This is a genomic window from Planomonospora corallina (assembly GCF_042650625.1).
Classification (GTDB): Bacteria; Actinomycetota; Actinomycetes; order Streptosporangiales; family Streptosporangiaceae; genus Planomonospora_B; species Planomonospora_B corallina.
The window spans coordinates 311,361-335,466 of record NZ_JBHSBM010000011.1; the positions used below are offsets into that span (position 1 = coordinate 311,361).

The following is a 24,106-nucleotide window of genomic DNA, read 5'->3' on the forward strand; positions in this document are numbered from 1 at the left end:
GGGACGCGGTTGGGCGGCCTGGGCGCGCGGATCGAGGCGGTCCGCGCATGGGGCCGCGAGCACGTCGAGGAGAACCGCGTCAGGTGGCACTGGTTCGACCACCTGATCCGGACCGTGCAGCGCTACCAGCTCCAGTCCGGCGACCGGCTCGCCGGCGCGGTGACCTACTTCGCGTTCCTGTCCTTCTTCCCGCTCATCGTGCTGGCCTACGCCGTCTTCGGCTTCTTCCTGTCCTTCCACGAAGACGCCGACGAGGCGCTGACCAAGGCCCTCAACGACTATCTCCCCGGCCTGGCGGACAAGCTCCCCATCCAGCAGATCGCCGACTCCAAGGCCACCGCCGGGATCATCGGCCTGCTCGGCCTGCTCTATACCGGCCTCGGCGCGATCAACGTCCTGCGCGGCGCCCTCCGGCACATGTACATGGCCACCGAGGCGCCGCTCGACTTCTTCCTCGGCAAGCTCCGCGATCTGTCGGCCCTGCTCCTCGTCGGCGTCACGATGGTCGCCTCGACCGTGGTCGGCGGCTTCGCCACCCAGGCCAGCGGGCTGGTGGCCGAGTGGCTGGGCCTGTCGGGCTCGTTCCTCGGGACCGGCACGGTCTGGCTGGCGGGCCTGGCGGTGAGCGTGGCCGCCGACACCGTGGTCTTCCTGATCATCCTCGGCTGGCTGGGCCGCTCCACCCAGCCCTTCCGGGTGGTGCTGCGCGGCGCGCTGCTGGGCGCGGTCGCTTTCACACTGCTCAAGCAACTCGCCGCGTTCCTGCTCTCGTTCACCCTGAACAACCCCGTCTACGGCGTGTTCGCGGTGATGGTCGGCCTGCTGGTCTGGATCAACTTCTCCGCTCGCGTGGTGATGTACGCCGCGGCCTGGACGGCCACCGCCTCCTTCGGGCCGCCGCCCGAGCCGACCCCGGTCCCGGGCGGCGCCGATCTGCCCCAGGACTGACCCCGGGTCGTACGGCTTCTTGGTGGGGCCGGTGCTTCGGTCGTCCGGGTTGTTTGGCTGTCGCTGCGGTGGGGGCCTGCGTGGCGGGCATGGTCGCGCTCTGCGGAGGGACGTCCCGGGCGGCCGTCGCAGTTGACGTCCGGCGGGGTCAGGCCTTCGGCCTGGCGGGCGCGCGGGGTTGCGCTTTCGTATACGCCGCCCGGGACGTCCCCCCGCGCCGCGCTCCTCGCATTCCGCCGTACGGGGTGCGGGCCGTATGGATGCGGTCCTTTCCCGGACGACCGTGCTTCCCGCCGATGCTGAAACCTCGTTTCTGGTCCGCTTCGGGGTGCTCGCCGTCGCCTTGCGGCCATCCTGGAAGGAAGGAGCTCAGGATCGCCCTCCGTAGGGTGCCCCTGCCGGGGGGCAGGAGAGGTCGTCCGTTCGCCCAGCGGTCTCCGAGGGCTGGGAGTACGGGATGTGGTGGGATGACGATGATCCGGATGGCGCCGTCGTCCGGCGGGGGCTACCGTGGTGCGCATGGAGTGCTTCGCCGCCGGGCGTATCCGCCGCTGAGGGCCGGCTCGCCGCCGACACAGGCCGTGAGCGGGCCGACTGATGCCCCTTTTCGTTCGGGCGTCCAGCCCTCAGCCTGAAAGGTGCACTTCCATGATCATCCGTCCGTTCGTTCGGCATGACCTGGCGCGGCTCATCGAATTGACCATAGAGACGTTCCGGCCGTTCTACGAGGACCACTTCAGGCCCCTGGTGGGAGAGGTCGTCTTCGCCAACCAGCACGGCGCCTGGCGCGACGACTACCGCGAGCAGGTGGCCGCGCTCCACGACCCGGGTGTGCACAAGTACGTCGCGGTCGCCGAGGTCGAGGACTCCATCGCCGGCTACGTGGCCTGGAGCGTCGACCCGGCACGCAGGAACGGAACCGTCACGCACCTCGCCGTCTCGGGTGAGCACCGCCGGCACCACGTAGGTACCGTGCTGTGCGAGCACGCCTTCGGCGAGATGCGGACGCTCGGAGCCGAGGTGGTCGAGATCGGCACCGGAGGCGATCCCTTCCACGCGCCCGCCAGAGCCCTCTACAAGAAGCTCGGGTGCACTCCGCTCCCGGTCGCCGTCTACTACAGGAGGCTCTGACCTAGGGCCCCTCCGGGGCAGGCCTTCACCGCCTGCCCCGGAGGGCCCCTGAGCTCTCCCGGGGAGGGACCGCCACTCCTCCGTCGGCGGATCCATATCAGCACGCCCCGGCAGGGGCACCCTACGGAGGGCGACCCTGAGCTCCTTCCTTCCAGGATGGCCGCAAGGCGACGGCGAGCACCCCGAAGCGGACCAGAAACGAGGCTTCAGCATCGGCGGGAAGCACGGTCGTCCGGGAAAGGACCGCATCCATACGGCCCGCACGCCGTACGGCGGAATGCGAGGAGCGCGGCGCGGGGGGATGTCCCGGGCGGCGTATACGAAAGCGCAACCTCGCGCGCCCGCCAGGCCGAAGGCCTGACCCCGCCGGACATCAACTGCGACGGCCGCCCGGGACATCCCCCCGCAGAGCGCGACCATGCCCACCACGCAGGCCCCCACCGCAACGACAGCCCCACCTCCTCTTCGGAGGGTCAGCGGGAACGGCGCCGGCCGTACAGCAGCCAGGCGACGGCGCCGAGCAGGGCCAGGCCGGCCGCGGCGGCCGCGTAGGAGAGCGGGAAACCGGGCCCGGCGGGCTCGGCGTTCTCGCCCGCGGGCCGTACGGCCTGCGGATCGGCGGCGGACCCCTGGGAGCCCGGAGGCGCGGCCTTGAGGGACGGCTGGGGGGCGGGTTCGGGGGCCGGGTCCACCAGACGGCCGACGGGGGTGACCTTGCCGCGGGTGGCGAAGCCCCAGTCGAGCAGGTCGGCGATGTCCTCCCACATGTAGCCGTCGTGCCGCATGATGGCCACGATGATCGTGTGGCCGTCCCGCTTGGCCGCGCCGACGAAGCTGGCCAGGGCCTTGGAGGTCCAGCCGTTCTTGACGCCGATCATGCCCTTGTAGCGCCAGAGCAGCTTGTTGTGGTTGCCGATCTCGTAGTAGCCCTTCGGCGCCGGGAACTTGTCGGTCTTGAGGCTGACGTACCGCCGGAAGTCGGGGTCGGCGAGACCGGCGCGGGCGATCAGCGCCAGGTCGTAGGCCGAGCTGCTCTGGCCGGGCTGGTCGAGGCCGTTGGGCGTCTTGGCGACGGTGTCGAACGCCTGGAGCCGCCGGGCCTCGGCGTTCATGTCCGCGAGGGTCTTGTCCAGGCCGCCGTTGGCCTCGGCCAGGGCGAGGGCGGCGTCGTTGCCGGAGACCAGGAGCAGGGCCTTGAACAGGTCCTCCACGGTGTAGATGGGCTTGGTCACCAGGCCGACCGCGCTGCCCTCCACGTTGACGGCCTCCCTGCTCGGCTTGACCTTCTTCGCCTTGTCGAGCTTCGGGATGAGCGTCAGCGCCGTCAGCGCCTTGAGCGTGCTCGCCGGCAGGTAGCGGCCGTGCGGGTTCTTGGCGGCGAGCACCTCGCCGGTGTCGGCGTCCGCGATCACGTAGGACTTCGCCGAGGTCCTGGGCGGGGCCTTCACCCCGGAGGGGAAGACGATACCCCGCCCGCCGAGGCGGGGGCCGCCGACGGGCTCCCGGGCGGCGGAGCCGGCCGGGGAACCCGCCTGCGGGTCCGTACGGGGATCCGCCAGGGGATCCGCCAGGGGGGCCGCCCGGGTCGGTGCGGGAGCGGGCGGCGCCGGAGCCGTGACGGGCGCCGGGCCTCCGCCCGCCGTGGCCGGTACGGCCTGCGCGGGCGTGCCCAGGAAGAGGGTCGCCGTGAGCAACACTCCGGCAGGTACGACATGTTTCATCCCCATAGGGATCACAGGGTAGCTTTGTGGTGATTCGCCTGTGTTCGGCATGTGTGGGCTCGTCCCCCGGCCCGGACTGCGCCACGCTGAGGAATACGGACACGATGCAAATGTCGCGAAAGATTGCCGGATTTCTGCTGGCCCTTGCCGCTTTCATGATCTTCGAGTGGATCAACCTTGGATTCAACCTGGCGGACGGCCACAAGGCGTCGTTCTACGTGGTCCACGGGATCCTGATCGCGGTCAACCTCGTGCTCGGGATCGTGCTGGGCGTGATCGGGCTGCGCGGCCTACGCGGCGGGGCCGAGCGCCCGTAGGGTCCGCCGGTGCAGGTCGGCGGCCTCCTCCGGAGAGTTCCCGATGCTGGTGAAGCCGAGCTTGCCGAACTCCGGGACGGCGCCGAGCAGGTGCAGCACGTTCCCGGTGCGGGCCTCGCGGTCGAAACCGAGCCCCTGGGCGCGGAGCAGTTCGACGACCTCCCCCGGCCGGCGTCCCCGCAGCCGGGCGGCGGCGCAGTTGTCCGTGGCGACGTAGTACTTGGGCCGGCCGTCGCACATCAGCAGGCCGGTCTCCGGGTCGTAGACGGCTCCCGTGGTCAGCAGCGCGGCGCCGAAGGGATGGGTGGTGCCGCCGATGCGCAGGTTGATCTCGCACAGCAGCGTCCGGTAGCCGCCGTCGGTCTTGACGGCGAAGAAGTCCATCCCGAACAGGCCCACCACGCCCCTGCCGGCCAGCACCGCGGCGATCCGCCCGGCGCACTCGCCGACCTGGGCGCGGTACTCCCGGCTGGCGGGGAAGGAGCAGCCCTGGTAGACGTCGCCGTTCGGGCCGCCGAGGACCTGCTCGTGCGTGGCGACCACGTCGTAGGCGCCGCCGGGCGTGATCCTGGCCAGCGCGCTGGGGGAGCGCAGCGGCCGCTCCTCCAGGAACTCCTCGATCACCGCCCCCCGTTCGGCGATCTTCTCGGCGAAGGTCGCCCAGGTCTCCTCGGCGGCGGAGAAGCTCGTACGGCAGGCGGTCAGGTCCGGCGCGTCCTTGACCACGATGGCGTTGCCCAGCCCGGAGTAGCTGTTGTTGAGCTTGACCATCAGCCTGCCGCGGCTCAGCGCGCGGGCCGCGTGCTCCACCTCGGTCAGCGACCGCAGGTCGGTGAAGCCCGGGACGAGCGGGACGCCGGCCTCCTCGCCGACCATCCGCCCTCCGCTCTTGGAGCCCAGGTGGGCCAGGGCGGTCGCCGGTCCGTAGATCGGCAGTTTGAGCAGTTCGGAGAGGCGCTCCTCGGCCTCGCTGACCACGAAGGGCACCATCCAGGAGTCCTCGGGGTCGGCCAGGGCGCGGCGGACCCGCTCGACCATGCCGGGCCGCCGCAGGAGCTTGTCGGTGAGCGGCATGGGCCGGGCGTCGTCCAAGGTGATCATTTCCAGGCGTCCGCGCGCCTCGTCCGGGTCGTCGAGGAAACCCAGGTAATAGTCCACGATCGCCGGGTCCACCGGGACCGAGCTGAGATAGACGACCTTCACGCCGGGCCGTCTCAGCGTGAACAGCAGGAAGAGCAGCCGCTCCTCGTAGCAGCGCGCGCCGGTGATCCTGCGCAGCTCGTCCTGTGGGAGCGAGAGCGAGGGGATGACCACCAGGGTTCCCTCGTTCGGTTCGAAGATGCTCAATCTGGAGTGCTTCTCCCCAAATGGGATATTAGTGATCATAAGCGGAGTGAACCACGCATTCTTTCGGGTTGCATCAGTCCGCCGGGTTCGATGAGCGGTACCTCGGGGTCACGTAAGTTGCCAGCTCGGGCGATGTTTCAACCGCCCGGGACGAGGGTGCCAGGCTCGTGCCGCCCGGTAGGACTACCGTTCCCTGGTTAATCCTGATCATTCGTCATGGTTCATACGGGTCAGGAGGGACAGGAGAAGGGTAGGAGGCGACAAAACATTTGGCGGGGATGTCGACGCGGGGCGACGTGAGAGGGATACAGTCGTTGTCATCGTCAACGCGCGGTGGCCCCACTCCGGCATGCCGACTCAGCGTTGGCGGTTCGTCGCCCGCACAGGCGTGGCCCGTGACATCCACCCGGCCTTCCGCGCGGCGATCGTTTGTCGAAGGCCGCCCATGGATCAGGCGATTCTGGGCAGTGGCACGTGCGTCGAGGATTTACATGCCGCAGGCGCGGATGGGACGGTGACCGATGCGAGGGCGTAATCTGCGAGGGGAACTCGACGCGTTCCTCGCCGAGCGTGAGGCCGCGATGATCGGCTTCCGCCGCGACCTCCACATGAATCCCGAGCTCGCCTTCGCCGAGTACCGCACGACCCAGCGCATCGCGGAGCGGCTGAGCGCCGCGGGCCTGGCCCCCTCGATCCTCCCGCGCGGCACCGGCCTCATCTGCGACATCGGCAGCGGCGACGGACCCACCGTGGCGCTGCGGGCCGACATCGACGCGCTGCCCCTGCCCGACGAGAAGGACGTGCCCTACAGCTCGACCGTCCCCGGCGTCTGCCACGCCTGCGGCCACGACGTGCACACCACGATCCTGCTGGGCGCCGGTCTCTTCCTCGCCCAGCAGGCGGAGGCCGGGCTGCTGCCCGGCCGGGTCCGGCTGCTCTTCCAGCCCGCCGAGGAGCTCCCCGGCGGGGCGCTGGAGGTCCTGGCCGCGGGCGGCCTGGCCGGGGTGGACCGCATCTTCGGCCTGCACTGCGACCCCAAGGTGGACGTCGGCAAGGTCGGCCTCAAGACGGGGCCGATCACCTCCGCCTGCGACCGGGTCAACGTCCGGGTCTGCGGTCCCGGCGGGCACACCGCCCGGCCGCACCTCACCGCCGACCTCGTCTTCGGGCTCGCCAAGATCCTCACCGAGCTGCCCGCCGCGCTCTCCCGCCGGATCGACCCGCGCTCGTCGCTCAGCCTGGTCTGGGGCCGGGTCGAGGCCGGCTCGGTGGCCAACGCCATCCCGGACGAGGGGATCGCCGAGGGCACCATGCGCTGCCTGGACGAGGAGGCCTGGCACGCGGCCCCCGACGTGATCAAGACTCTGCTGGAGTCGGTCGCCACCGCCTACGGCATCGAGGCGCACCTGGACTACGTGCGCGGTGTGCCGCCGGTGGTCAACGAGGAGGACAGCGTCCAGATGCTGGCCGAGGCGGCCGAGAGCATGCTCGGCGAGGGCGCCGCGGTGCCGACCCAGCAGAGCCTGGGCGGCGAGGACTTCGGCTGGTACCTCGAGTCGGTCCCCGGCGCGTTCGCCCGCCTGGGCACCCGCAGGCCGGGCGCGGTGGACGCCTGCGACCTCCACCAGGGCACCTTCGACGTCGACGAGAGCTGCATCGGCGTCGGCGTGCGCTTCATGGTGGGCACCGCGCTGACCGCCCTGTGGGAGGAGCGGCAGCCCGCCGTCGACGAGCCGCTCGTCGTGGTGAACGCCGAACCCTGATCCCGGGCCGCGCGGCCGGTCATGCTCCGGCCGATCCCGGGCAAAGGTTCCGCCGCCCGGCAGGGCGGGCGACGCCCTCCCGGTGGTGTCCCCGGTGGCCGGAGCGGTCACCTCCGGTGCGCGGAGGTGCGGGCGGAGGCGTGGCGGAGCGTCCGGTATCCGCCCTATGTGAGCGTTCCGTGACATGATCGTGACGACGGGGGATCCTACCACCCGGTAGATTCACCACGCCTCGTGTGTCACAAGGTGGCTTGAGCTGGGTAACGGACCTGTTGCGGACCTGTGTGCCGGTTTGGTCCGTGCTCACCGAACAACTATCTTCCGTGCAGAGTTGCCGTGCGTCTCTTCGCGCGTGCACTGGACGCGAAGGGAGTCCATCTTGCTTAAGAAGCGATTCGGCAAGCTGGCCGCGACGACACTTGCGGGCAGCATGCTCATGACCGCCGCCGCGTGCGGCGGTGGCGATGAGACCGCCACCACGGCCTCGCCGGGCGCCACGGGCACCTCCGCTCCGGCCGCCTCCGACCTCAAGGTCGGCCTCGCCTACGACATCGGCGGCCGCGGCGACCAGTCGTTCAACGACGCCGCCGCCGCGGGCCTCGACAAGGCCAAGACGGAGCTCGGCATCGCCGACACCAAGGAGCTCGAGGCCGGCAGCGGCGAGACCGAGGCGGCCAAGGAGGAGCGGCTCCGCCTGCTCGCCCAGGGCGGCTACAACACGATCATCGCGGTCGGCTTCGCCTACTCCGGCCCGGTGAAGAAGGTCGCCACCGAGTTCCCGGACGTCAAGTTCGCCATCGTCGACGACGAGGCCGCGACCGGCGCCAACATCAGCAACCTGGTCTTCGCCGAGCACGAGGGGTCCTTCCTCGTGGGCGCCGCCGCGGCGCTGAAGTCGAAGAAGAACCACGTCGGCTTCGTCGGCGGCGTCGAGGTCCCGCTGATCAAGAAGTTCGAGGCGGGCTTCGCCGCGGGCGCCAAGGCCGTCAAGTCCGACATCAAGGTCGACGTCAAGTACCTGTCGCAGCCGCCGGACTTCTCGGGCTTCACCGACCCGGCCAAGGGCAAGACCGCGGCCGAGGGCATGTTCGACGCGGGCGCCGACGTGGTCTACCACGCCGCGGGCGGCTCCGGCGGCGGCGTGTTCGAGGCGGCCAAGGCCGCCAAGGGCTGGGCGATCGGCGTCGACTCCGACCAGGCCCTCACGGCCGCGCCGGAGGTGCGGGACGTGATCCTCACCTCCATGGTCAAGAAGGTCGACGTCGCGGTCCTCGACTTCCTGAAGGGCGTCGCGGACGGCTCGGTCAAGAGCGGCCCGGTGGTCTACGACCTCAAGGCCGGCGGTGTCGACTACTCCACCACCGGTGGCCACGTCGACGACATCAAGACCCAGCTCGACGAGTACAAGCAGAAGATCATCTCCGGCGAGATCAAGGTGCCGAGCGAGGTCTCCTGACCTGATATCAATGAAGGGCCCGGTGGAGGCGTTCCCCGGGCCCTTCGGCTCTACATCTGCCGATATATCCCGCATTTACTTTTCACACCAAGTAATCGTGGCCATCCGATGGAGGCCGTCATCAGCACCTCGACACCGGCCGTCGAGCTCGAGGGGATCACCAAGCGGTTCCCCGGCGTCGTGGCCAACCGCGACATATCCATGACCGTGCAGCAGGGGCACGTGCACGCCATCGTCGGCGAGAACGGCGCGGGCAAGTCCACCCTCATGAAGATCCTGTACGGCATGCAACGCCCCGACGAGGGCGAGATCCGGGTGAACGGCCAGGCCGTCGCCTTCAAGTCCCCCTCGGACGCCATCGCCTCGGGCATCGGCATGGTCCACCAGCACTTCATGCTGGCCGACAACCTCACCGTGCTGGAGAACGTGGTCCTCGGCAGCGAGCCGCGCAAGGGCGGCATCGCCCTCGACTTCGGCTCCGCCCGCAAGCGGATCAGGGAGATCTCCGCCACCTACGGCCTGGGCGTCGACCCCGACGCCATGGTCGAGGACCTGGGCGTCGGCGCCCGGCAGCGGGTGGAGATCCTCAAGGTCCTCTACCGCGGCGCGCGCATCCTGATCCTGGACGAGCCCACCGCGGTGCTCGTGCCCCAGGAGGTGGACGAGCTCTTCGCCAACCTGCGCGAGCTGGTCCGCGAGGGCCTGACCATCATCTTCATCTCCCACAAGCTGGACGAGGTGCTCTCGGTCGCCGACGCCATCACCGTCATCCGGCGCGGCACCACGGTGGCGAGCGTCGATCCCAGGGACGTGACCGCCCGGCAGCTGGCCGAGCTCATGGTGGGCAGCGAGCTGCCCAGCCCGGAGACCCGCGAGTCCACCGTCACCGACGTGGTGGCGCTCTCGGTGCGCGACCTGTCGGTGCACTCCGCCGACGGGCGCGCCCTGGTGGACGGCGTGAGTTTCGACATCCGCAAGGGCGAGGTCCTGGGCGTCGCCGGCGTCGAGGGCAACGGCCAGGCCGAGCTCGTCGAGGCCATCATGGGCATGCGCCACGCCGGGGGCGAGATCCGGCTCGGCGAGGAGGACATCTCCTCCTGGTCCACCCTGCGCCGCCGCGAGGCCGGCATCGGCTACATCCCCGAGGACCGGCACCGGCACGGCCTGCTGCTGGAGGCCCCGCTCTGGGAGAACCGCATCCTCGGCCACCAGACGCGCCGGCCCAACGCCAAGGGCCCGTGGATCGACCGGGCCGGGGCCCGCGCCGACACCCGGCGCATCGTCGAGGACTACGACGTGCGCACCCCCGGCATCGACGTGGACGCCGCGGCGCTGTCCGGCGGCAACCAGCAGAAGCTGATCGTCGGCCGGGAGATGAGCGGCGACCCGGTCTTCCTCATCGCCTCCCACCCGACCCGCGGTGTGGACGTCGGCGCCCAGGCCGCGATCTGGGACCACCTGCGCGCCGCGCGCGCCGCCGGTCTGGCCGTCCTGCTGATCTCGGCCGACCTGGACGAGCTCATCGGCCTGTCCGACACGCTGAAGGTGATCCTGCGCGGACGCATCGTCGCCGACGTCGACCCGCAGCACGTGACCCCCGAGCAGCTCGGCTCGGCCATGACGGGCGCGGGGGAGGCGGCATGAACCTCCGCACGCTCCGCGCCGGATCCGGAGTCATCGCATGAAAACCGCCGAGTCGAGTTTCACCGACCGCCTGCTCGGGCGGGTACGGCTGAGCGGCCTGCTCTCCGTCGTCGCGCCGGTCCTGGCCGTCGTCTTCGCCGGCCTGATCACCTCGCTCGTCCTGCTCGCCACCGACGCCCCGCCGCTGGAGACGCTGGGCGTCATGGCCGAGTACGGCGCGCAGCCGCGGTCGATCGCGCTGATGCTGAACTCCGCGACGACCTACTACCTGGCCGCGATCGCGGTGGCGATCGGGTTCCGGATGAACCTGTTCAACATCGGCGTCGACGGCCAGTACCGCCTCGCGGCGCTCGTCGCCGCGGCCGTGGGCGGCGCGGTCGCCCTGCCCGCCCCGCTGCACATCGCCCTGGTCGTCTTCGTGGCCATGGTCGTCGGCGCCGGCTGGGCCTCGATCGCGGGCCTGCTGAAGGTCAAGCGCGGCGTCAGCGAGGTCATCTCCACGATCATGCTGAACGCCATCGCCACCGCTCTGGGCGCCTGGCTGCTCCACAAGGACCGGCTGGCGGTGGAGGTCTCGGGCAGCAACAACATCGGCACCAGCCCGCTCCCCGAGTCCGGGCGGGTGCCCGGCATCGAGCTCGTGCCCGGCACCGAGTACCCGGTCTTCGGCCTGATCATCCTCGCGGCCGTCGTGGGCGTCGTCTACCACGTGCTGCTCAACCGGACCCGGTTCGGCTTCGACCTGCGGGCCACCGGGCGGTCGGAGACGGCGGCCGTGGCCAGCGGCGTCAGCGTCAAGAAGATGATCATGGCGACGATGCTCCTGTCCGGCGCCGCGGCGGGCCTGATCGGCATGCCGCAGCTGCTCGGCGCGTCCTACTCCTACAGCCTGGACTTCCCCACGGGGCTGGGCTTCACCGGCATCGCGATCGCGCTGCTGGGCCGGAACCACCCCGTGGGCATCGCGTTCGGCGCCCTGCTCTGGGCCTTCCTGGACACCTCGGCGAGCATCCTCCAGCTCCACGAGATCGCCCCGGAGATCGTCCAGATCATGCAGGGCACCATCGTGCTCTCCGTCATCGTCGCCTACGAGCTGGTGCACCGCTACCAGATCACGGCGGGACAGCGCCGGGTGGGCAAGGAACTGGCGAGCAAGACCCCGCCGCGGGCTGAAGGAGCGTCGGCATGACCGAGGAGAGGGACACCACCGCCGAGATGCGGGTGGAGCAGGTCGAGCGGATCCCCTCGAGGTTCCGCTTCACCTGGAAGCACCTCCTGCTCGCCCTCGGCGCGCTGGTCCTGCTGCTGTCGTTCGTCCGGGCCGTCACCGGGGCCGTGGACCTCACCTCGTCGGGCGCGATCAACGCGGCCATCGCGCTGGCCGTGCCGATCGGCCTCGCCGGCCTCGGCGGCCTGTGGTCCGAGCGGGCCGGTGTGGTCAACATCGGTCTCGAGGGCATGCTGATCCTGGGCACCTGGGGCGGCGCCTGGGGCGCCCTGGAGTTCGGCGACCCGTGGATGGGCGTGCTCGTCGGCGCGCTCGCCGGCGCGGTGGGCGGCCTGCTGCACGCGGTGGCGACCGTGACCTTCGGGGTGGACCACATCATCTCGGGTGTCGCGATCAACATCCTGGGCCTGGGCATCACCCAGTTCCTGTCCAAGGTGACCTTCGCCGAGATGCCCGGCGGCGGCGACACGCAGTCGCCCCCGGTGCCCAAACCGGGCCTCGTCAGCATCCCGGGCATCGGCGAGCCGCTCCAGTCGCTGGAGGCCAAGCAGTGGTTCCTGGTCTCCGACCTGGCCGGGATCGTGCGCGGCCTGACCGTCAACGTCTCGCTGCTGACCATCGTGGCGGTCCTGCTGGTCCCGCTCACGTTCTACCTGCTCTGGAGGACGGCGTTCGGCCTGCGGCTGCGCGCCTGCGGTGAGCGGCCGGTCGCCGCGGAGTCGCTCGGCGTCAACGTCTACACCTACAAGTACGTCGCGGTGGTCATCTCCGGCGCGCTCGCGGGTGTGGGCGGCGCGTTCCTGTCGCTGGTCGCCTCCAGCGCCTACCGCGAGGGCCAGACCGGCGGCCGCGGCTTCATCGGCCTGGCCGCCATGATCTTCGGCAACTGGCGGCCGGGCGGGCTGGCGGGCGGCGCGCTGCTGTTCGGCTACACCGACGCGCTCCAGCTCCGCCGGGGCGGCGAGTCGGTCCACGCGCTGCTGCTGCTGGTGGCGGTCCTGCTCGCCGGGGTCGCGGTCTACCAGCTCGTCAAGCAGAGCCGGACCCGGGCCGCGGTGATCACCGGTGCGGCGGCGGTCATCGTGCTCGTGCTGTTCACGCTGACCGACAGCATCCCGGCGCAGTTCACCTCGGTCACCCCGCACATCACCACGCTGCTGGTGCTCTCACTGGCCGCGCAGCGGCTGCGGATGCCCGCGGCCGACGGCGTGCCGTACCGGAAGGGACAGGCGAAATGACCACCTCCATCGACTGGGAGGCGCTGCGGGCCGAGGCCGTGCGGATCATGGGCAACGCCTACGCCCCGTACTCCCGGTTCCCGGTGGGCGCCGCCGCGCTGGTGGACGACGGGCGGATCGTGTCCGGCTGCAACGTGGAGAACGCCTCCTACGGCGTCGGGCTCTGCGCGGAGTGCGGCCTGATCTCCGCGCTCCAGGCGAGCGGCGGCGGCCGCCTGGTCGCCTTCACCTGCGTGGACGGGCACGGAGAGGTGCTCATGCCGTGCGGGCGCTGCCGTCAGTTGCTGTTCGAGTTCGGCGGGACCGACCTGCTGGTCGAGACCGTCGACGGGCCCAGGCCGATGGCGGAGATCCTGCCGTACGCCTTCGGGCCCGAGGACCTGGGCCGGGGGGCCTGACCATGGACGCCATCGATGTCATCGTCACCAAACGGGACGGCCGCGAGCTGTCCACCGAGCAGATCGACTGGGTGATCGACGCCTACACCAGGGGCGTGGTCGCCGACGAGCAGATGTCCGCGCTCGCGATGGCCATCCTGCTCAACGGCATGACCCGGCGGGAGATCGCCGAGTGGACCCAGGCCATGATCCGTTCCGGGACCCGGATGGACTGGTCGTCGCTGCCCGGCCGTACCACCGACAAGCACTCCACCGGCGGCGTCGGCGACAAGATCACGTTGCCGCTGGCCCCGCTGGTCGCCGCGTGCGGCGGGTACGTCCCGCAGCTGTCCGGGCGCGGTCTGGGCCACACCGGCGGCACGCTGGACAAGCTGGAGTCCATCCCCGGCTGGCGGGCCTCGCTCTCCAGCGACGAGATGCTCGGCGTGCTGGGCGAGGCCGGGGCCGTCATCTGCGCTGCCGGTGAGGGCCTCGCCCCGGCCGACAAGAAGCTCTACGCGCTGCGCGACGTGACCGGCACCGTCGAGGCGATCCCGCTGATCGCCTCCTCGATCATGTCGAAGAAGATCGCGGAGGGCACCGGCGCGCTGGTGCTGGACGTCAAGGTCGGCTCGGGCGCGTTCATGAAGACCGTGGAGCGGGCCCGCGAGCTGGCCACCACCATGGTCGAGCTGGGCACCGACGCGGGTGTGAACACCGTGGCCCTGCTGACGGCGATGGACCGGCCACTGGGTCTGACCGTGGGCAACGCCCTGGAGGTCGCCGAGTCCGTCGAGGTGCTCGCCGGCGGCGGCCCCGAGGACGTGGTCGAGCTGACCGTGCGGCTGGCCCGCGAGATGCTCTCGGCCGCGGGCCTCGACGGCGGCAAGGACCCCGCCGACGCCCTGAAGGACGGCTCGGCGATGGACGCCTGGCGGCGAATGATCATCGCCCAGGGCGGCGACCCGGACGCGGCCCTGCCGGTGGCCGCGGAGACGATGGAGATCGTCGCGCCCGCCACCGGCGTGCTGACCAGGCTCGACGCCTACGGCGTGGGCCTGGCCGCCTGGCGGCTCGGCGCCGGCCGGGAGCGCAAGGAGGACCCGGTCTCCTTCGGCGCGGGCATCACGCTGCACGCCCGCCCGGGCGACGAGGTCCGCGAGGGACAGCCGCTGATGACCCTGCACGCCGACGACGCGGCCCGCTTCGAGCGGGCGGTCGCCGCGCTGGACGGCGCCTACGCGGTCGGCGGGCCCGGCGAGGTCGACCTGCTCCCGCTGGTGATCGACCGCATCAGGGCCTGAACGACGCGGTCCGGGCACGCGACCCCGGACGGATACGGCCGGCCGCCCTTCCCGGGGCGGCCGGCCGTACCCGTGCCGGAAGCCTGCCGGAAGCGCGCGGAGGGACGGCGCGCGCGCCGGGATCTTTGCGGTGCGGGCGGTGAACCCGGCGGCCTCCCGGGGCATCTAAAACGGCAGGAGGCTCACGATGAAAAGCTCTCGCGCCGTGCTCGCGGCCGTCCCCCTCGCCCTGCTGCTGGCCGGCTGCGGCGCGTCCACCGAGGCGGACCCCTCGAGGTCCTCGGGGGCCGCGGGCTCCTCGGGGGCCGCGGCGGACCCGTCCCCGGCGCCCACCGTCACCGTGACCCGGTCGGGCCCGCCGCCCGCACGGCCTCCGGCGCCCGTCCCGGGCTCCACTTCGGCGCCCAGGTTGTCCGCACCGTCGAACACCGTTCCGGTCGAGGTCGAGCGGAGCGTCGACGAGCCGCCGCTCGTCACCGGCGTGCGGTTCGCCAGGCACTCCGCCGGCTTCGACCGGGTGGTGATCGACTTCGACGGCGCCCTGCCGGGATACACCGTGGACTGGGTCCCCGAGCTGGTCCAGGACGGGTCGGGCGACCGGATCGAGGCCGAGGGCGGGGCCTATCTGCAGGTGACGCTGACCCCGGCCAACGCGCACACCGAGTCGGGGGAGCCGACCCTGAAGGGCGGTCCGGTCTTCCAGGCCGGGCTGGGCAACGTGCGCAGCGTCGTGCAGACGGGTGACTTCGAGGCCGTCGTGGGTGTCGGCATCGTGCTGGAGCGCAAGGCCGGCTTCCGCACCTTCGAGCAGAAACAGCCCAACCGCCTGGTCGTCGACGTCGCCCACTGATCCTGGCCGGCATGCCCGCCGGTCCCGTGCGCGACCACGGTGGGAGAATGGACGGATGGTGAGGAGAATCGAGAACGCGACGCGGATCCCGGTGCCGGGCGGGAAGATCATCGACGAGTACGTCGGGCGGGTCAACAGCGGCGACGCGGGGGTCTCGATCGCGCACATGAAGGCCCCCGCGGGCTGGGACGAGCCCGCCCAGACGCCGGAGTTCACCGAGTACACGCTGGTGCTGGCCGGCACGGTCGTCGTCGAGCACGCCGAGGGCACCACCGAGGTCCACGCCGGTCAGGCGATCGTGTGCGAGCCGGGGGAGAAGGTCCGCTACAGCTGCGGCGCGGAGGGCGCCGAGTACGTCGCCGTCTGCCTGCCCGCCTTCTCGCCGGAGGCGGCGCGCCGCGACGAGTAGTCCCGGCGGACCTTCGGTGATCTTCACGAACCCGCTGACCTGCTACCGGACAGTAAGATGACGAGATGAGCCAGCTACCCACGCTTGAGGAGATCCGCCGGGCTCCGAAGGTCTTGCTCCACGATCACCTCGACGGTGGTCTGCGGCCCGGGACCATCGTCGACCTGGCCCGCGAGACCGGCTACGACCGGCTGCCGACCACCGACCCGGAGGAGCTGCGTGTCTGGTTCCGCCAGGCGGCCGACTCCGGTTCGCTGGAGCGCTACCTGGAGACCTTCGACCACACGGTCGGGGTCATGCAGACGCGTGAGGCGCTGGTCCGGGTCGCCGCCGAGTGCGCGGAGGACCTGGCGGCCGACGGCGTGGTCTACGCCGAGGTGCGTTACGCGCCCGAGCAGCACACCGAGCGCGGCCTGAGCCTGGAGCAGGTCATCGAGGCGGTCCTGGAGGGCTTCCGGATCGGCTCGGAGGGCCGGGGCATCCGGGTGGGCACGCTGCTCACCGCGATGCGCCACCAGGCCAGGTCCATGGAGATCGCCGAGCTCGCGGTCCGCTACCGCGACGTCGGCGTGGCCGGCTTCGACATCGCCGGGGCCGAGGCGGGCTACCCTCCCACCCGGCACCTCGACGCCTTCGAGTACCTCCAGCGGGAGAACGCGCACTTCACCATCCACGCCGGTGAGGCGTTCGGGCTCCCCTCGATCTGGCAGGCGATCCAGTGGTGCGGCGCCGACCGGCTCGGCCACGGCGTGCGGATCATCGACGACATCGCGCTCGCCGGCGCCGGCGACGGAGAGCCCAAGCTCGGCCGCCTGGCGGCCTACGTGCGCGACAAGCGCATCCCGCTGGAGATGTGCCCGACCTCGAACCTGCAGACCGGGGCCGCGCCCTCCATCGCCGAGCACCCGATCGGCCTGCTCCGGAGGCTGAACTTCCGGGTGACGGTCAACACCGACAACCGGCTGATGAGCGGGACCACCGTCTCGGAGGAGTTCGCCAAGCTGGTGGAGGCCTTCGGCTACGACTGGGACGACCTGCAGTGGTTCACCGTCAACGCCATGAAGTCGGCCTTCCTCCCCTTCGACGACCGGCTGGCGCTCATCAACGGCGTCATCAAGCCGGGCTTCGCGCGGCTGAAGTGGCGGGCGTGAGCGGGGCCGGGACGGGGACGGCGCGGCAGGTGTTCCGGTCGAAGACCGCGGTGGTCCTCGGCTGGGTGTGGATGGTCTTCGCCGCGCTCAACGCGGTCGACCTGATCGTGCGCTACACCGGGCCGGCCTCCCTGGCCGCCGCGGCGGTCCTGGGGGTGCTGACCGCGATGGTCTTCGTCACCTGCCTGCGCCCGGCGGTCGTCCTCGGCGAGGAGGGGGTGCTGGTCCGCAACCCGCTGCGGACCGTCTCCGTGCCGTGGGCCGGGGTGGACGACGTCACGGTCGCACACGCGATCACGATCACCTCCGGTGGCGACGTGGTCCGCTGCTGGACGCCGCAGACCACGGCCCGGGAGCGGGCGGCCGCACTGCGGCGCGGCGGGCCCGGCTCCGGCGGAGGCGGCCGGGGCCCGGCGGGCGAACCGGGCCGGAGCAGGGCTGAGCAGGCGGCGGCCGAGGCGCTGGCCGGCCGTACCCACGCCGACTGGGTGGCCGAGCAGATCAGGGAGCGCGCCGAGGCCGCGCGGCGGAGCGAGGGGCCGGGGGCCGGGGCTCCGGAACACACGGCCGGGGCGATGCGGACGACCTGGTCGCCGAGCGCCCTGGCGGTCCTGGGCGCCTCCGCGGCCCTGGTCGTGGCGGCCTTCCTGGTAGCCTGAGGGCGCCGCCCAGGAGGGACCTGATGCCCAGGGCCGAACCAGCCGCCGGGGTGACCGGCGTGACCGCTCAGGAGGGGCTGGGCCGCCAGGCGACCAGGCCCGGGACGGTCGGCATGGCCGTTCAGGAGGGGCTGGGCCGCCAGGCGGCGACCAGGTCCTCCGGAGTGACCAGCGTGACCTCCGCGGTCGCCGAGCCGCTCCGGGAGACCGCGAGCAGGGGCGTCCCGGGACCCGTGCCCGGCATCCGGGAGCGCCGCACGATGAGGGCGTCCAGGTCGCGCCGGTCGAACGGCCGGCCCTCGCGCCAGACGACGGAGCCGGCCAGGGTGACCCGCTCGCCGACCGGCTCCCGGTCCGTCCCGACGAGGTCGATCTCCGGGGCGTCGGTGCGGGTCCAGTAGCCGCCGATCGCGCCCGTCCCCTCGGGCAGATCCCCCATCCGGCGCAGGGAGGCGCGGACCAGGGGCTTGACGGCCGTCTCGCGCCAGTCGCCCCAGGAGCGGAGCAGCCGGGCCAGGACCAGGTCGCTCCGGTCCCGCGCGATCTCCGGCAGCCGGGGACCGACGAAGGCGAGCCAGAACCACAGGTGGCTGTCGGCGACGTGGTAGCGGGTCTCCCGCGACGGCCGGGTGGAGAGGGGGAGCGCGGCGGTGACCAGCCGCCGCTCCACGAGGGACTGCAGCGCCCGGTTGAGCGAGGCCCTGGGCACCGCGGGCACGGCGCGGCCGATCGAGGAGTGGGAGCGGTGCCCCGCGCCGACGGCGGCCAGGACGGCCCGCGCCTGCGTGCCCGGCGGCGCCTCGGCCGCCAGGATCCGCTCACCGGTCGCCACCAGGGGCGAGGCGGGATGCGCCAGGGCCCAGCGGAGGTACTCCGGAACGGGGAGCCCCGGCGGCCACTCCCGGCAGATCAGCGGGAGGCCGCCGGAGACCAGGCGGGCGTCGACGGCGTCGGCGGCGGACAGCCCCAGCGTGTCCGCCAGGTCAGCGGGAGTGAGGGGATGGAGCAGCATGTCGGTGGCGCGCATGTAGAACGGCCTGCCGCGCCGGTTCACCGCCTCCATCACGGCCGGGTCCGAGCCGACGAGGACGAGCAGCACGGGACGGCGGGACAGGTCCCGGGCGAACGCCGCCTGCAGGGCGCTCTCCAGCTCCGGGTCGGCGGTGAGCAGCTCGGGGAGCCCGTCGAGCACGACGATGCTCGGCGACTCCGCCGGGAGCGCCTCGGCCAGGAGCCGGAGCGCCGTCTGCCACGAGTCGGCGGACCGTCCCGCCAGGAGCCGGGCCCCGGGCAGCTCCGAGGCGGCGCCCTCCTCCAGCAGGGCCGCCACCTGCTCGGCCCGCGTGCCGGCGCTCACGGAGTGGAACAGGCACGGTACGGCCGAGCGCCGGGCGAGCTCCTCCACCAGCCGGGACTTGCCGACGCCGCGGCGGCCCCGGAGCAGGACGGCCCGGCCCGGCCGTCCCGCCCGCCCGCCCGCCGCGACCTTGTCCAGCAGGCGCTGCAGCCTGGACAGCTCGTACTGTCTCCCGATGAAGGCGGCCATCGCTCCCGAACGTCCCATCCGTGAGCGTCTCCGCTCTGAGACGCTCACGGATGGGATCCCCCGCAGCGGCGGTCTCACGAATGAGACCCTCCGATATGACCCTCTCGCGGCCGATGCTTTCACCGGTCTTGCCGCCGTGCTCGCATACGGCCCCGATTCAGGCGCTCCCCCCGGTGGAACAGCGCTTTCCGGGGCCGTACCGGCCGCTCCGCAGATGTCCTACAGGCCCAGCGCGGCCGACAGGTCGGCCTTGAGCGCCTCCAGGTCCGCCGCGGCCCTCGTCCGGGCCTCGGCGACCTCGCCGGTCACCGGCACCACCGTCTCCAGATAGCACTTGAGCTTCGGCTCGGTGCCCGAGGGCCGGACCACGATCCGGGCGCCACCGGCGAGGCGGTACCGCAGACCCTCGGTCGGCGGCAGCCCCCCGGCGCCCAGGCTCAGGTCCTCGACCGCCTCGACCTTGCGCCCGCCGAGCTCCACCGGCGGGGCGGCGCGCAGCCGCGCCATGGCGCCCGCGATCAGGGACAGGTCCTGGACCCGGACCGAGAGCTGGGAGGTGGCGTGCAGGCCGTACCGGCGGGCCTGGTCGTCGAGGAGGTCGAGCAGGGTGCGGCCGTCGCGCCTGGCCGCGGCGGCGAGCCCGGCGACGGTCAGGGCGGCGCCGATGCCGTCCTTGTCGTGGACGGGCAGGCCCTCGTCGGAACCGACGCTGTAGCCCAGGGCCTCCTCGTAGCCGTAGACGAGCCTGCCGCGGCCGCCCCCGGCCTTCATGATCCATTTGAAGCCGGTGAGCGTCTCCTCGTAGCCCACGCCGTACTCCGCCGCGATCTTCCCGAGCAGGGACGACGAGACGATGGTGGTGGCCACCAGGCGGCCGGGCCCGGAGGTCTGAGCGATGACGTGCTCGCCGAGGAGCGCGCCGACCTCGTCGCCGGTGAGCATCCGGTAGCCGCCCTGGGGCAGGGGCACGCCCACGGCGCAGCGGTCGGCGTCGGGGTCGTTGGCCAGCACGAGGTCCGCGCCGATCCGCCCGGCGAGCTCCAGGGCGAGATCCATCGCGCCGGGCTCCTCCGGGTTGGGGAAGGCGACGGTCGGGAAGTCGGGGTCCGGGTCGGCCTGCGCCTCGACGGTCACCGGCGCCTCGAACCCGGCCGCCAGGAAGGCGGAGGCGAGCGTGACGCCGCCCACGCCGTGCAGGGGCGTGTAGGCGACCCGCAGGCCGCGGGCGTCGCCGAGCGGGAGCAGGGTCACCGCGTCCAGGTAGGCCGCCACGATCTCCTCGCCGAGATCGGTCCACTCCGGATCCTCCGGGGAGCCCAGCGGGAGCGAGGAGACCGGGCCGACGGCGTCGATGGCCGCGGAGATGCCCGCGTCGATCGGCGGCACGATCTGCGAGCCGTCGCCCCAGTAGACCTTGTAGCCGTTGTCGCGGGGCGGGTTGTGGCTGGCGGTGACGGTCACGCCCGCGTCCGCGCCGAGGTGCCGCACGGCGAAGGCCAGCACCGGGGTGGGCAGCGGCGCGGGCAGCAGCGACGCCCGAAGCCCGGCCCCGGTCAGCACCGCGGCGGTGTCGCGGGCGAAGACGTCGGAGTTGTGCCGGGCGTCGTAGCCGATCACCACGTGCTTGTCCGGGCCGAGGACCGCGGCCAGCCCGGCGGCGGCGCGCATGACGGTGACGCGGTTCATCCGGTTGGGGCCGGCGCCCAGCTCGCCGCGGAGGCCCGCGGTGCCGAACTCCAGCTTGGCCGCGAACCGGTCGCGCAGCGCCGCCTCGTCCCCGGCGGCGAGGAGCGCCTCGAGCTCCGCCCGGGTCCGCGGGTCCGGGTCCTGGTCCATCCAGTCCTGTGCGAGCCGTACGAGATCGCTGCTCATGATCACCTCACGCTCCGGGCGGGACGCCGTGCCCCCGCCGGTTGTCCCTTCCGTCCGGCCCGCGGGCGCCGCGGGCCGGGCGCCTACAGCTTGTTGACGATCCCGGCGAGCAGGACCCCCATGCGGGCGGCGGTGGTACGGCCGACCTGGAGCACCTCCTCGTGGTTGAGCGGCTTGCCGACCAGGCCGGCGCCCGGGTTGGTCACCAGGGAGATGCCGAGCACCTCGGCGCCGGCCTCGCGGGCGGCGATGGCCTCCAGCACGGTGGACATGCCGATCAGGTCGCCGCCGAGGATCCGGCACATCTGGATCTCGGCCGGCGTCTCGTAGGTCGGGCCGCGGAAGGCGACGTAGACGCCCTCGGTCATGGTGGGCTCCACCGCGCGCACCAGGTCGCGCAGGCGGCGGGAGTAGACCTCGGTGAGGTCGACGAAGGTGGCTCCGAAGATCGGGTTGGCACCGGTCAGGTTGATGTGGTCGCTGATCAGCACGGCCTCGCCGACCTCCTGGACCTCCGGTCGCAGGCCGCCCGCGGCGTTGGTCAGCACGACGGTGCGGGCCCCGGCCCGTACGGCGGTGCGCACGCCGTGCACGACGGGATCGACACCGCGGCCCTCGTAGAGGTGGGTGCGGCCCAGGAAGATCAGCGCGTTCTTGCCCGACTCGGTGCGCACGGCGCGGATCTTGCCCGCGTGGCCGGCCACCGCCGGGGGCGCGAAACCGGGGAGGTCGGTCACCGGGATCTCGGCGATGGTCTCGCCGATCGCGTCGGCGGCCGGGACCCAGCCCGACCCCATCACCAGCGCGACGTCGAAGGAGTCGACCCCGGTGGCGCTCTTCAGCGCGGTCGCGGCGTCCGTGGCGAGTGCATATGGGTCATTGCTCACCTCACTGAGCGTACTCGCCATGCCGCCCCCGGCATGTCTCCGGTGCGGTGACCCGCCGTGCCGAGGTGGACCGGCCGTGCCGTCCGACCGGCGGCGATGCGGTGCGGGCCGCCGCCGGACACCGCCGGACACCGCCGGACGCCACCGGACACCGCCGGCCGCGTCCGGCCGCCCTCAGCCGCCGGAGGCGCAGGGGCGGTTGCGCAGTTCCTTGACGTAGTCGTCGGGGGCTCCGGCCTTCTCGGCGGCGTCGGCCAGGAACCCGAGGTAGCGGGCCGAGGGCAGGCCGCCCTCGTAGCCGTCGAGCACGTAGAACCAGGCCACGACCTCGCCGTCCAGGGTCTGCACGCGCAGCCGCACCTTGTGGTAGAGGCCGCGGGTGGTGCCCTCCCACTGGTCGAGGGTGGCCTCGTCCCACTCGGGCACGTCGTAGAGCACGACGAAGACCTGTTCGGCGGGGTCCTCGACGATGGTGGCGAGCGCGCCCTCCGCGCTCTGGCCGGCCCCGCCGAAGGTCAGGCGCCAGCCGGCGAGCCAGCCCGACCCCCGGACAGGGGAGTGCGGGGCTCGCTGGGCCATCTGCCCGGGGTCCATGTTGCTGCCGTAGGCGGCGTAGACAGGCACGGTGCCAAAGCCTAATCCATGATCGTGCTCAGGCCCGTCGCGCCACGTCATGTCGTGGATTTCACCCGGCCCGGTGGGTTCTCCGGCGGCCGGGCAGGGGACTCGCGCGACGGTTGGTCCGGAGATGCGGGAGAATGGGACAGTGACAAGGATCGTGATCATCGGTGGCGGGCCGGGCGGATACGAGGCGGCACTGGTGGCGGCGCAGCTCGGCGCGCAGGTCACCGTGGTCGAGAAGGACGGTCCCGGCGGGGCCTGCGTCCTCACCGACTGCGTGCCCTCCAAGACCCTGATCGCGACCTCCGTGCGCAAGCAGGCGCTGCTCGACGCGGCCGCGCTCGGCGTGCACTACACCGGCGGCCCGGACGGTGACGTGGGCACCCCCGTCGCCGACATGCAGCTGGTCAACCACCGGGTGAAGGAGCTGGCCCAGGCGCAGTCCGTCGACATCGCGGCGCGGCTGGCGGCCGAGGGCGTCGAGGTGGTACGGGCGCCCGGACGGCTGGTGGACCCGCAGGTGGTGCGGGCGGGCGACCGGACGATCCGGGCCGACGTGGTCATCGTGGCGACCGGCGCGACCCCGCGCATCCTGCCGACCGCCGAGCCCGACGGCGAGCGCATCCTCACCTGGCGGCAGATGTACGACCTGCAGGAGCTGCCCGAGCACCTCATCGTGGTCGGCTCCGGCGTGACCGGGGCGGAGTTCGCCGGCGCCTACCGCTCGCTCGGCTCCGAGGTGACGCTCGTCTCCTCGCGCGACCGGATGATGCCGAACGAGGACGCCGACGCCGCCGAGGTCCTGGAGGAGGTCTACCGGCGCCGCGGGATGAACGTCATGGGCCGCTCCCGCGCCGAGTCGGTCAAGCGCACCGCCGACGGCGTGGTCGTCACCCTGGAGGACGGCCGGACCGCCGAGGGCAGCCACTGCCTGATGACGGTCGGCATGGTCCCCAACACCACCGGGATCGGCCTGCAGGAGGCCGGGGTCGCCCTCGACCGGGGCGGCTTCATCCAGGTGGACAAGGTCTCCCGGACCTCCGCGCCCGGCGTCTACGCGGCCGGCGACTGCACGGGCGTGCTGATGCTCGCCTCGGTCGCGGCCATGCAGGGCCGGATCGCGGTCTGGCACGCCCTGGGCGAGGCCGTCCAGCCGCTCCGGCTGGCCACGGTGGCCTCCAACATCTTCACCGACCCGGAGATCGCCGCCGTCGGCATCACGCAGAAGGCCATCGAGTCCGGGGAGATCCAGGCCAACGTGGTCAAGCTCCCGCTCGCCACCAACGCCCGGGCGAAGATGCAGGGCTTCCACGACGGCTTCGTGAAGCTGTTCTGCCGCCCCAACACCGGGATCATCCTGGGCGGCGTCGTGGTCGCCCCGCGTGCCTCGGAGCTGATCCTGGCGGTTTCGGTGGCGGTGCAGCAGCGGCTCACCGTGGACCAGCTCGCGCACACCTTCGCGGTCTACCCGTCGCTGTCGGGCTCCGTCACCGAGGCGGCCCGCCGCCTCATGCAGCCGATGACGCCCAGCGGCATCTGACCGGGCCGTTCCCCGCCCGTTCCGGGGCGGGGCCCTCCGCGCCGCCGGTCCTTTCGCGTCGCCGTCCGCCCAGCTGCCCGGAGCCGTGCCCGTCCGT

The 24,106-nt window shown here is 72.3% G+C and carries 21 protein-coding genes; 15 read left to right on the forward strand and 6 right to left on the reverse strand.

The features are described from left to right. The first annotated feature begins 9 nt into the window (after positions 1 to 9). Together ACFOWE_RS06340 and ACFOWE_RS06345 are read left to right on the forward strand one after the other, a co-directional pair. The gene (locus ACFOWE_RS06340) at positions 10 to 948 is read left to right on the forward strand and encodes a YihY/virulence factor BrkB family protein (RefSeq protein ID WP_377286025.1); all 939 of its coding nucleotides are present in this window, start codon (positions 10 to 12) and stop codon (positions 946 to 948) included. A gap of 648 nt (positions 949 to 1,596) precedes the next feature. Further along, entirely contained in the window at positions 1,597 to 2,079 is a 483-nt protein-coding gene (locus tag ACFOWE_RS06345; RefSeq protein ID WP_377286026.1) for a GNAT family N-acetyltransferase, read from the forward strand. A gap of 473 nt (positions 2,080 to 2,552) precedes the next feature. Here ACFOWE_RS06345 and ACFOWE_RS06350 read toward each other — a convergent pair whose 3' ends face one another. Further along, the gene (locus ACFOWE_RS06350) at positions 2,553 to 3,773 is read right to left on the reverse strand and encodes a D-alanyl-D-alanine carboxypeptidase family protein (RefSeq protein WP_377286028.1); all 1,221 of its coding nucleotides are present in this window, start codon (positions 3,771 to 3,773) and stop codon (positions 2,553 to 2,555) included. Between the two features lie 137 nt (positions 3,774 to 3,910). On the opposite strand from ACFOWE_RS06350, the gene ACFOWE_RS06355 reads away from it, so the two are divergent. Continuing rightward, the gene (locus ACFOWE_RS06355; protein ID WP_377286029.1) at positions 3,911 to 4,117 is read left to right on the forward strand and encodes an SCO4848 family membrane protein; all 207 of its coding nucleotides are present in this window, start codon (positions 3,911 to 3,913) and stop codon (positions 4,115 to 4,117) included. Here ACFOWE_RS06355 and ACFOWE_RS06360 read toward each other — a convergent pair. Next, positions 4,091 to 5,464, reverse strand: coding sequence for a peptide ligase PGM1-related protein (locus ACFOWE_RS06360; protein ID WP_377286030.1), 1,374 nt, complete (start codon positions 5,462 to 5,464; stop codon positions 4,091 to 4,093). The two genes, ACFOWE_RS06355 and ACFOWE_RS06360, sit on opposite strands and share 27 nt — an antisense overlap. Positions 5,465 to 5,985: 521 nt before the next feature. Between ACFOWE_RS06360 and ACFOWE_RS06365 the strand changes: the two genes are divergently transcribed. The 11 genes from ACFOWE_RS06365 to ACFOWE_RS06415 all read left to right on the forward strand — a co-directional run bounded on the left by ACFOWE_RS06365 (position 5,986) and on the right by ACFOWE_RS06415 (position 17,543). Then, positions 5,986 to 7,227, forward strand: a complete 1,242-nt coding sequence (locus tag ACFOWE_RS06365) for a M20 family metallopeptidase (protein WP_377286032.1) — start codon at positions 5,986 to 5,988, stop codon at positions 7,225 to 7,227. A gap of 379 nt (positions 7,228 to 7,606) precedes the next feature. Next, on the forward strand, positions 7,607 to 8,683 hold the full coding sequence (locus ACFOWE_RS06370; protein ID WP_377286033.1) for a BMP family lipoprotein: 1,077 nt from the start codon (positions 7,607 to 7,609) through the stop codon (positions 8,681 to 8,683). 108 nt (positions 8,684 to 8,791) lie between these two features. After that, positions 8,792 to 10,327, forward strand: coding sequence for an ABC transporter ATP-binding protein (locus ACFOWE_RS06375; RefSeq protein ID WP_377286035.1), 1,536 nt, complete (start codon positions 8,792 to 8,794; stop codon positions 10,325 to 10,327). Between the two features lie 37 nt (positions 10,328 to 10,364). Next, entirely contained in the window at positions 10,365 to 11,516 is a 1,152-nt protein-coding gene (locus tag ACFOWE_RS06380) for an ABC transporter permease (protein ID WP_377286036.1), read from the forward strand. Continuing rightward, positions 11,513 to 12,793 carry an ABC transporter permease gene (locus ACFOWE_RS06385; protein ID WP_377286037.1) on the forward strand — a complete coding sequence of 427 codons (1,281 nt, stop codon included), beginning with the start codon at positions 11,513 to 11,515 and terminating at the stop codon, positions 12,791 to 12,793. The genes ACFOWE_RS06380 and ACFOWE_RS06385 overlap by 4 nt, the downstream gene beginning before the upstream one ends. Next, the gene (locus ACFOWE_RS06390; RefSeq protein ID WP_377286039.1) at positions 12,790 to 13,191 is read left to right on the forward strand and encodes a cytidine deaminase; all 402 of its coding nucleotides are present in this window, start codon (positions 12,790 to 12,792) and stop codon (positions 13,189 to 13,191) included. Before ACFOWE_RS06385 ends, ACFOWE_RS06390 begins: the two co-directional genes overlap by 4 nt. A 2-nt stretch (positions 13,192 to 13,193) precedes the next feature. After that, positions 13,194 to 14,474 carry a thymidine phosphorylase gene (locus tag ACFOWE_RS06395; RefSeq protein ID WP_377286040.1) on the forward strand — a complete coding sequence of 427 codons (1,281 nt, stop codon included), beginning with the start codon at positions 13,194 to 13,196 and terminating at the stop codon, positions 14,472 to 14,474. Between the two features lie 187 nt (positions 14,475 to 14,661). Further along, positions 14,662 to 15,324: an AMIN-like domain-containing (lipo)protein gene (locus ACFOWE_RS06400; protein ID WP_377286041.1), complete on the forward strand. Its 663-nt coding sequence runs from the start codon at positions 14,662 to 14,664 to the stop codon at positions 15,322 to 15,324. A gap of 55 nt (positions 15,325 to 15,379) precedes the next feature. Continuing rightward, positions 15,380 to 15,733, forward strand: coding sequence for a cupin domain-containing protein (locus ACFOWE_RS06405; RefSeq protein WP_377286043.1), 354 nt, complete (start codon positions 15,380 to 15,382; stop codon positions 15,731 to 15,733). A gap of 65 nt (positions 15,734 to 15,798) precedes the next feature. Next, entirely contained in the window at positions 15,799 to 16,884 is a 1,086-nt protein-coding gene (locus ACFOWE_RS06410) for an adenosine deaminase (RefSeq protein WP_377286044.1), read from the forward strand. Continuing rightward, positions 16,881 to 17,543 (forward strand): PH domain-containing protein, encoded by a 663-nt coding sequence (locus ACFOWE_RS06415; RefSeq protein WP_377286045.1) that lies wholly within the window; start codon positions 16,881 to 16,883, stop codon positions 17,541 to 17,543. The genes ACFOWE_RS06410 and ACFOWE_RS06415 overlap by 4 nt, the downstream gene beginning before the upstream one ends. A 121-nt stretch (positions 17,544 to 17,664) precedes the next feature. Here the strand turns inward: ACFOWE_RS06415 and ACFOWE_RS06420 are convergent, their stop codons facing one another. The 4 genes from ACFOWE_RS06420 to ACFOWE_RS06435 all read right to left on the reverse strand — a co-directional run bounded on the left by ACFOWE_RS06420 (position 17,665) and on the right by ACFOWE_RS06435 (position 22,472). Further along, positions 17,665 to 19,107, reverse strand: a complete 1,443-nt coding sequence (locus ACFOWE_RS06420) for an AAA family ATPase (protein ID WP_377286047.1) — start codon at positions 19,105 to 19,107, stop codon at positions 17,665 to 17,667. A gap of 201 nt (positions 19,108 to 19,308) precedes the next feature. Next, entirely contained in the window at positions 19,309 to 20,961 is a 1,653-nt protein-coding gene (locus ACFOWE_RS06425; RefSeq protein WP_377286048.1) for a phospho-sugar mutase, read from the reverse strand. Between the two features lie 83 nt (positions 20,962 to 21,044). Beyond that, positions 21,045 to 21,848, reverse strand: a complete 804-nt coding sequence (locus ACFOWE_RS06430; protein ID WP_377286050.1) for a purine-nucleoside phosphorylase — start codon at positions 21,846 to 21,848, stop codon at positions 21,045 to 21,047. Positions 21,849 to 22,022: 174 nt separating this feature from the next. Further along, entirely contained in the window at positions 22,023 to 22,472 is a 450-nt protein-coding gene (locus ACFOWE_RS06435) for a gamma-glutamylcyclotransferase (RefSeq protein WP_377286051.1), read from the reverse strand. A gap of 142 nt (positions 22,473 to 22,614) precedes the next feature. Here ACFOWE_RS06435 and ACFOWE_RS06440 point away from each other — a divergent pair, with 142 nt between their 5' ends. Next, positions 22,615 to 24,009 carry an NAD(P)H-quinone dehydrogenase gene (locus tag ACFOWE_RS06440; RefSeq protein ID WP_377286052.1) on the forward strand — a complete coding sequence of 465 codons (1,395 nt, stop codon included), beginning with the start codon at positions 22,615 to 22,617 and terminating at the stop codon, positions 24,007 to 24,009. Positions 24,010 to 24,106 lie beyond the last annotated feature (97 nt).

Coding starts and splice junctions, on each gene's coding strand:
- ACFOWE_RS06345 (WP_377286026.1), top strand. CDS start 1,597: ATGATCATCCGTCCGTTCGTTCGGCATGACCTGGCGCGGCTCATCGAA.
- ACFOWE_RS06355 (WP_377286029.1), top strand. CDS start 3,911: ATGTCGCGAAAGATTGCCGGATTTCTGCTGGCCCTTGCCGCTTTCATG.
- ACFOWE_RS06395 (WP_377286040.1), top strand. CDS start 13,194: ATGGACGCCATCGATGTCATCGTCACCAAACGGGACGGCCGCGAGCTG.
- ACFOWE_RS06380 (WP_377286036.1), top strand. CDS start 10,365: ATGAAAACCGCCGAGTCGAGTTTCACCGACCGCCTGCTCGGGCGGGTA.
- ACFOWE_RS06385 (WP_377286037.1), top strand. CDS start 11,513: ATGACCGAGGAGAGGGACACCACCGCCGAGATGCGGGTGGAGCAGGTC.
- ACFOWE_RS06405 (WP_377286043.1), top strand. CDS start 15,380: ATGGTGAGGAGAATCGAGAACGCGACGCGGATCCCGGTGCCGGGCGGG.
- ACFOWE_RS06375 (WP_377286035.1), top strand. CDS start 8,792: ATGGAGGCCGTCATCAGCACCTCGACACCGGCCGTCGAGCTCGAGGGG.
- ACFOWE_RS06400 (WP_377286041.1), top strand. CDS start 14,662: ATGAAAAGCTCTCGCGCCGTGCTCGCGGCCGTCCCCCTCGCCCTGCTG.
- ACFOWE_RS06365 (WP_377286032.1), top strand. CDS start 5,986: ATGCGAGGGCGTAATCTGCGAGGGGAACTCGACGCGTTCCTCGCCGAG.
- ACFOWE_RS06390 (WP_377286039.1), top strand. CDS start 12,790: ATGACCACCTCCATCGACTGGGAGGCGCTGCGGGCCGAGGCCGTGCGG.
- ACFOWE_RS06425 (WP_377286048.1), bottom strand. CDS start 20,961: ATGAGCAGCGATCTCGTACGGCTCGCACAGGACTGGATGGACCAGGAC.
- ACFOWE_RS06410 (WP_377286044.1), top strand. CDS start 15,799: ATGAGCCAGCTACCCACGCTTGAGGAGATCCGCCGGGCTCCGAAGGTC.
- ACFOWE_RS06420 (WP_377286047.1), bottom strand. CDS start 19,107: ATGGGACGTTCGGGAGCGATGGCCGCCTTCATCGGGAGACAGTACGAG.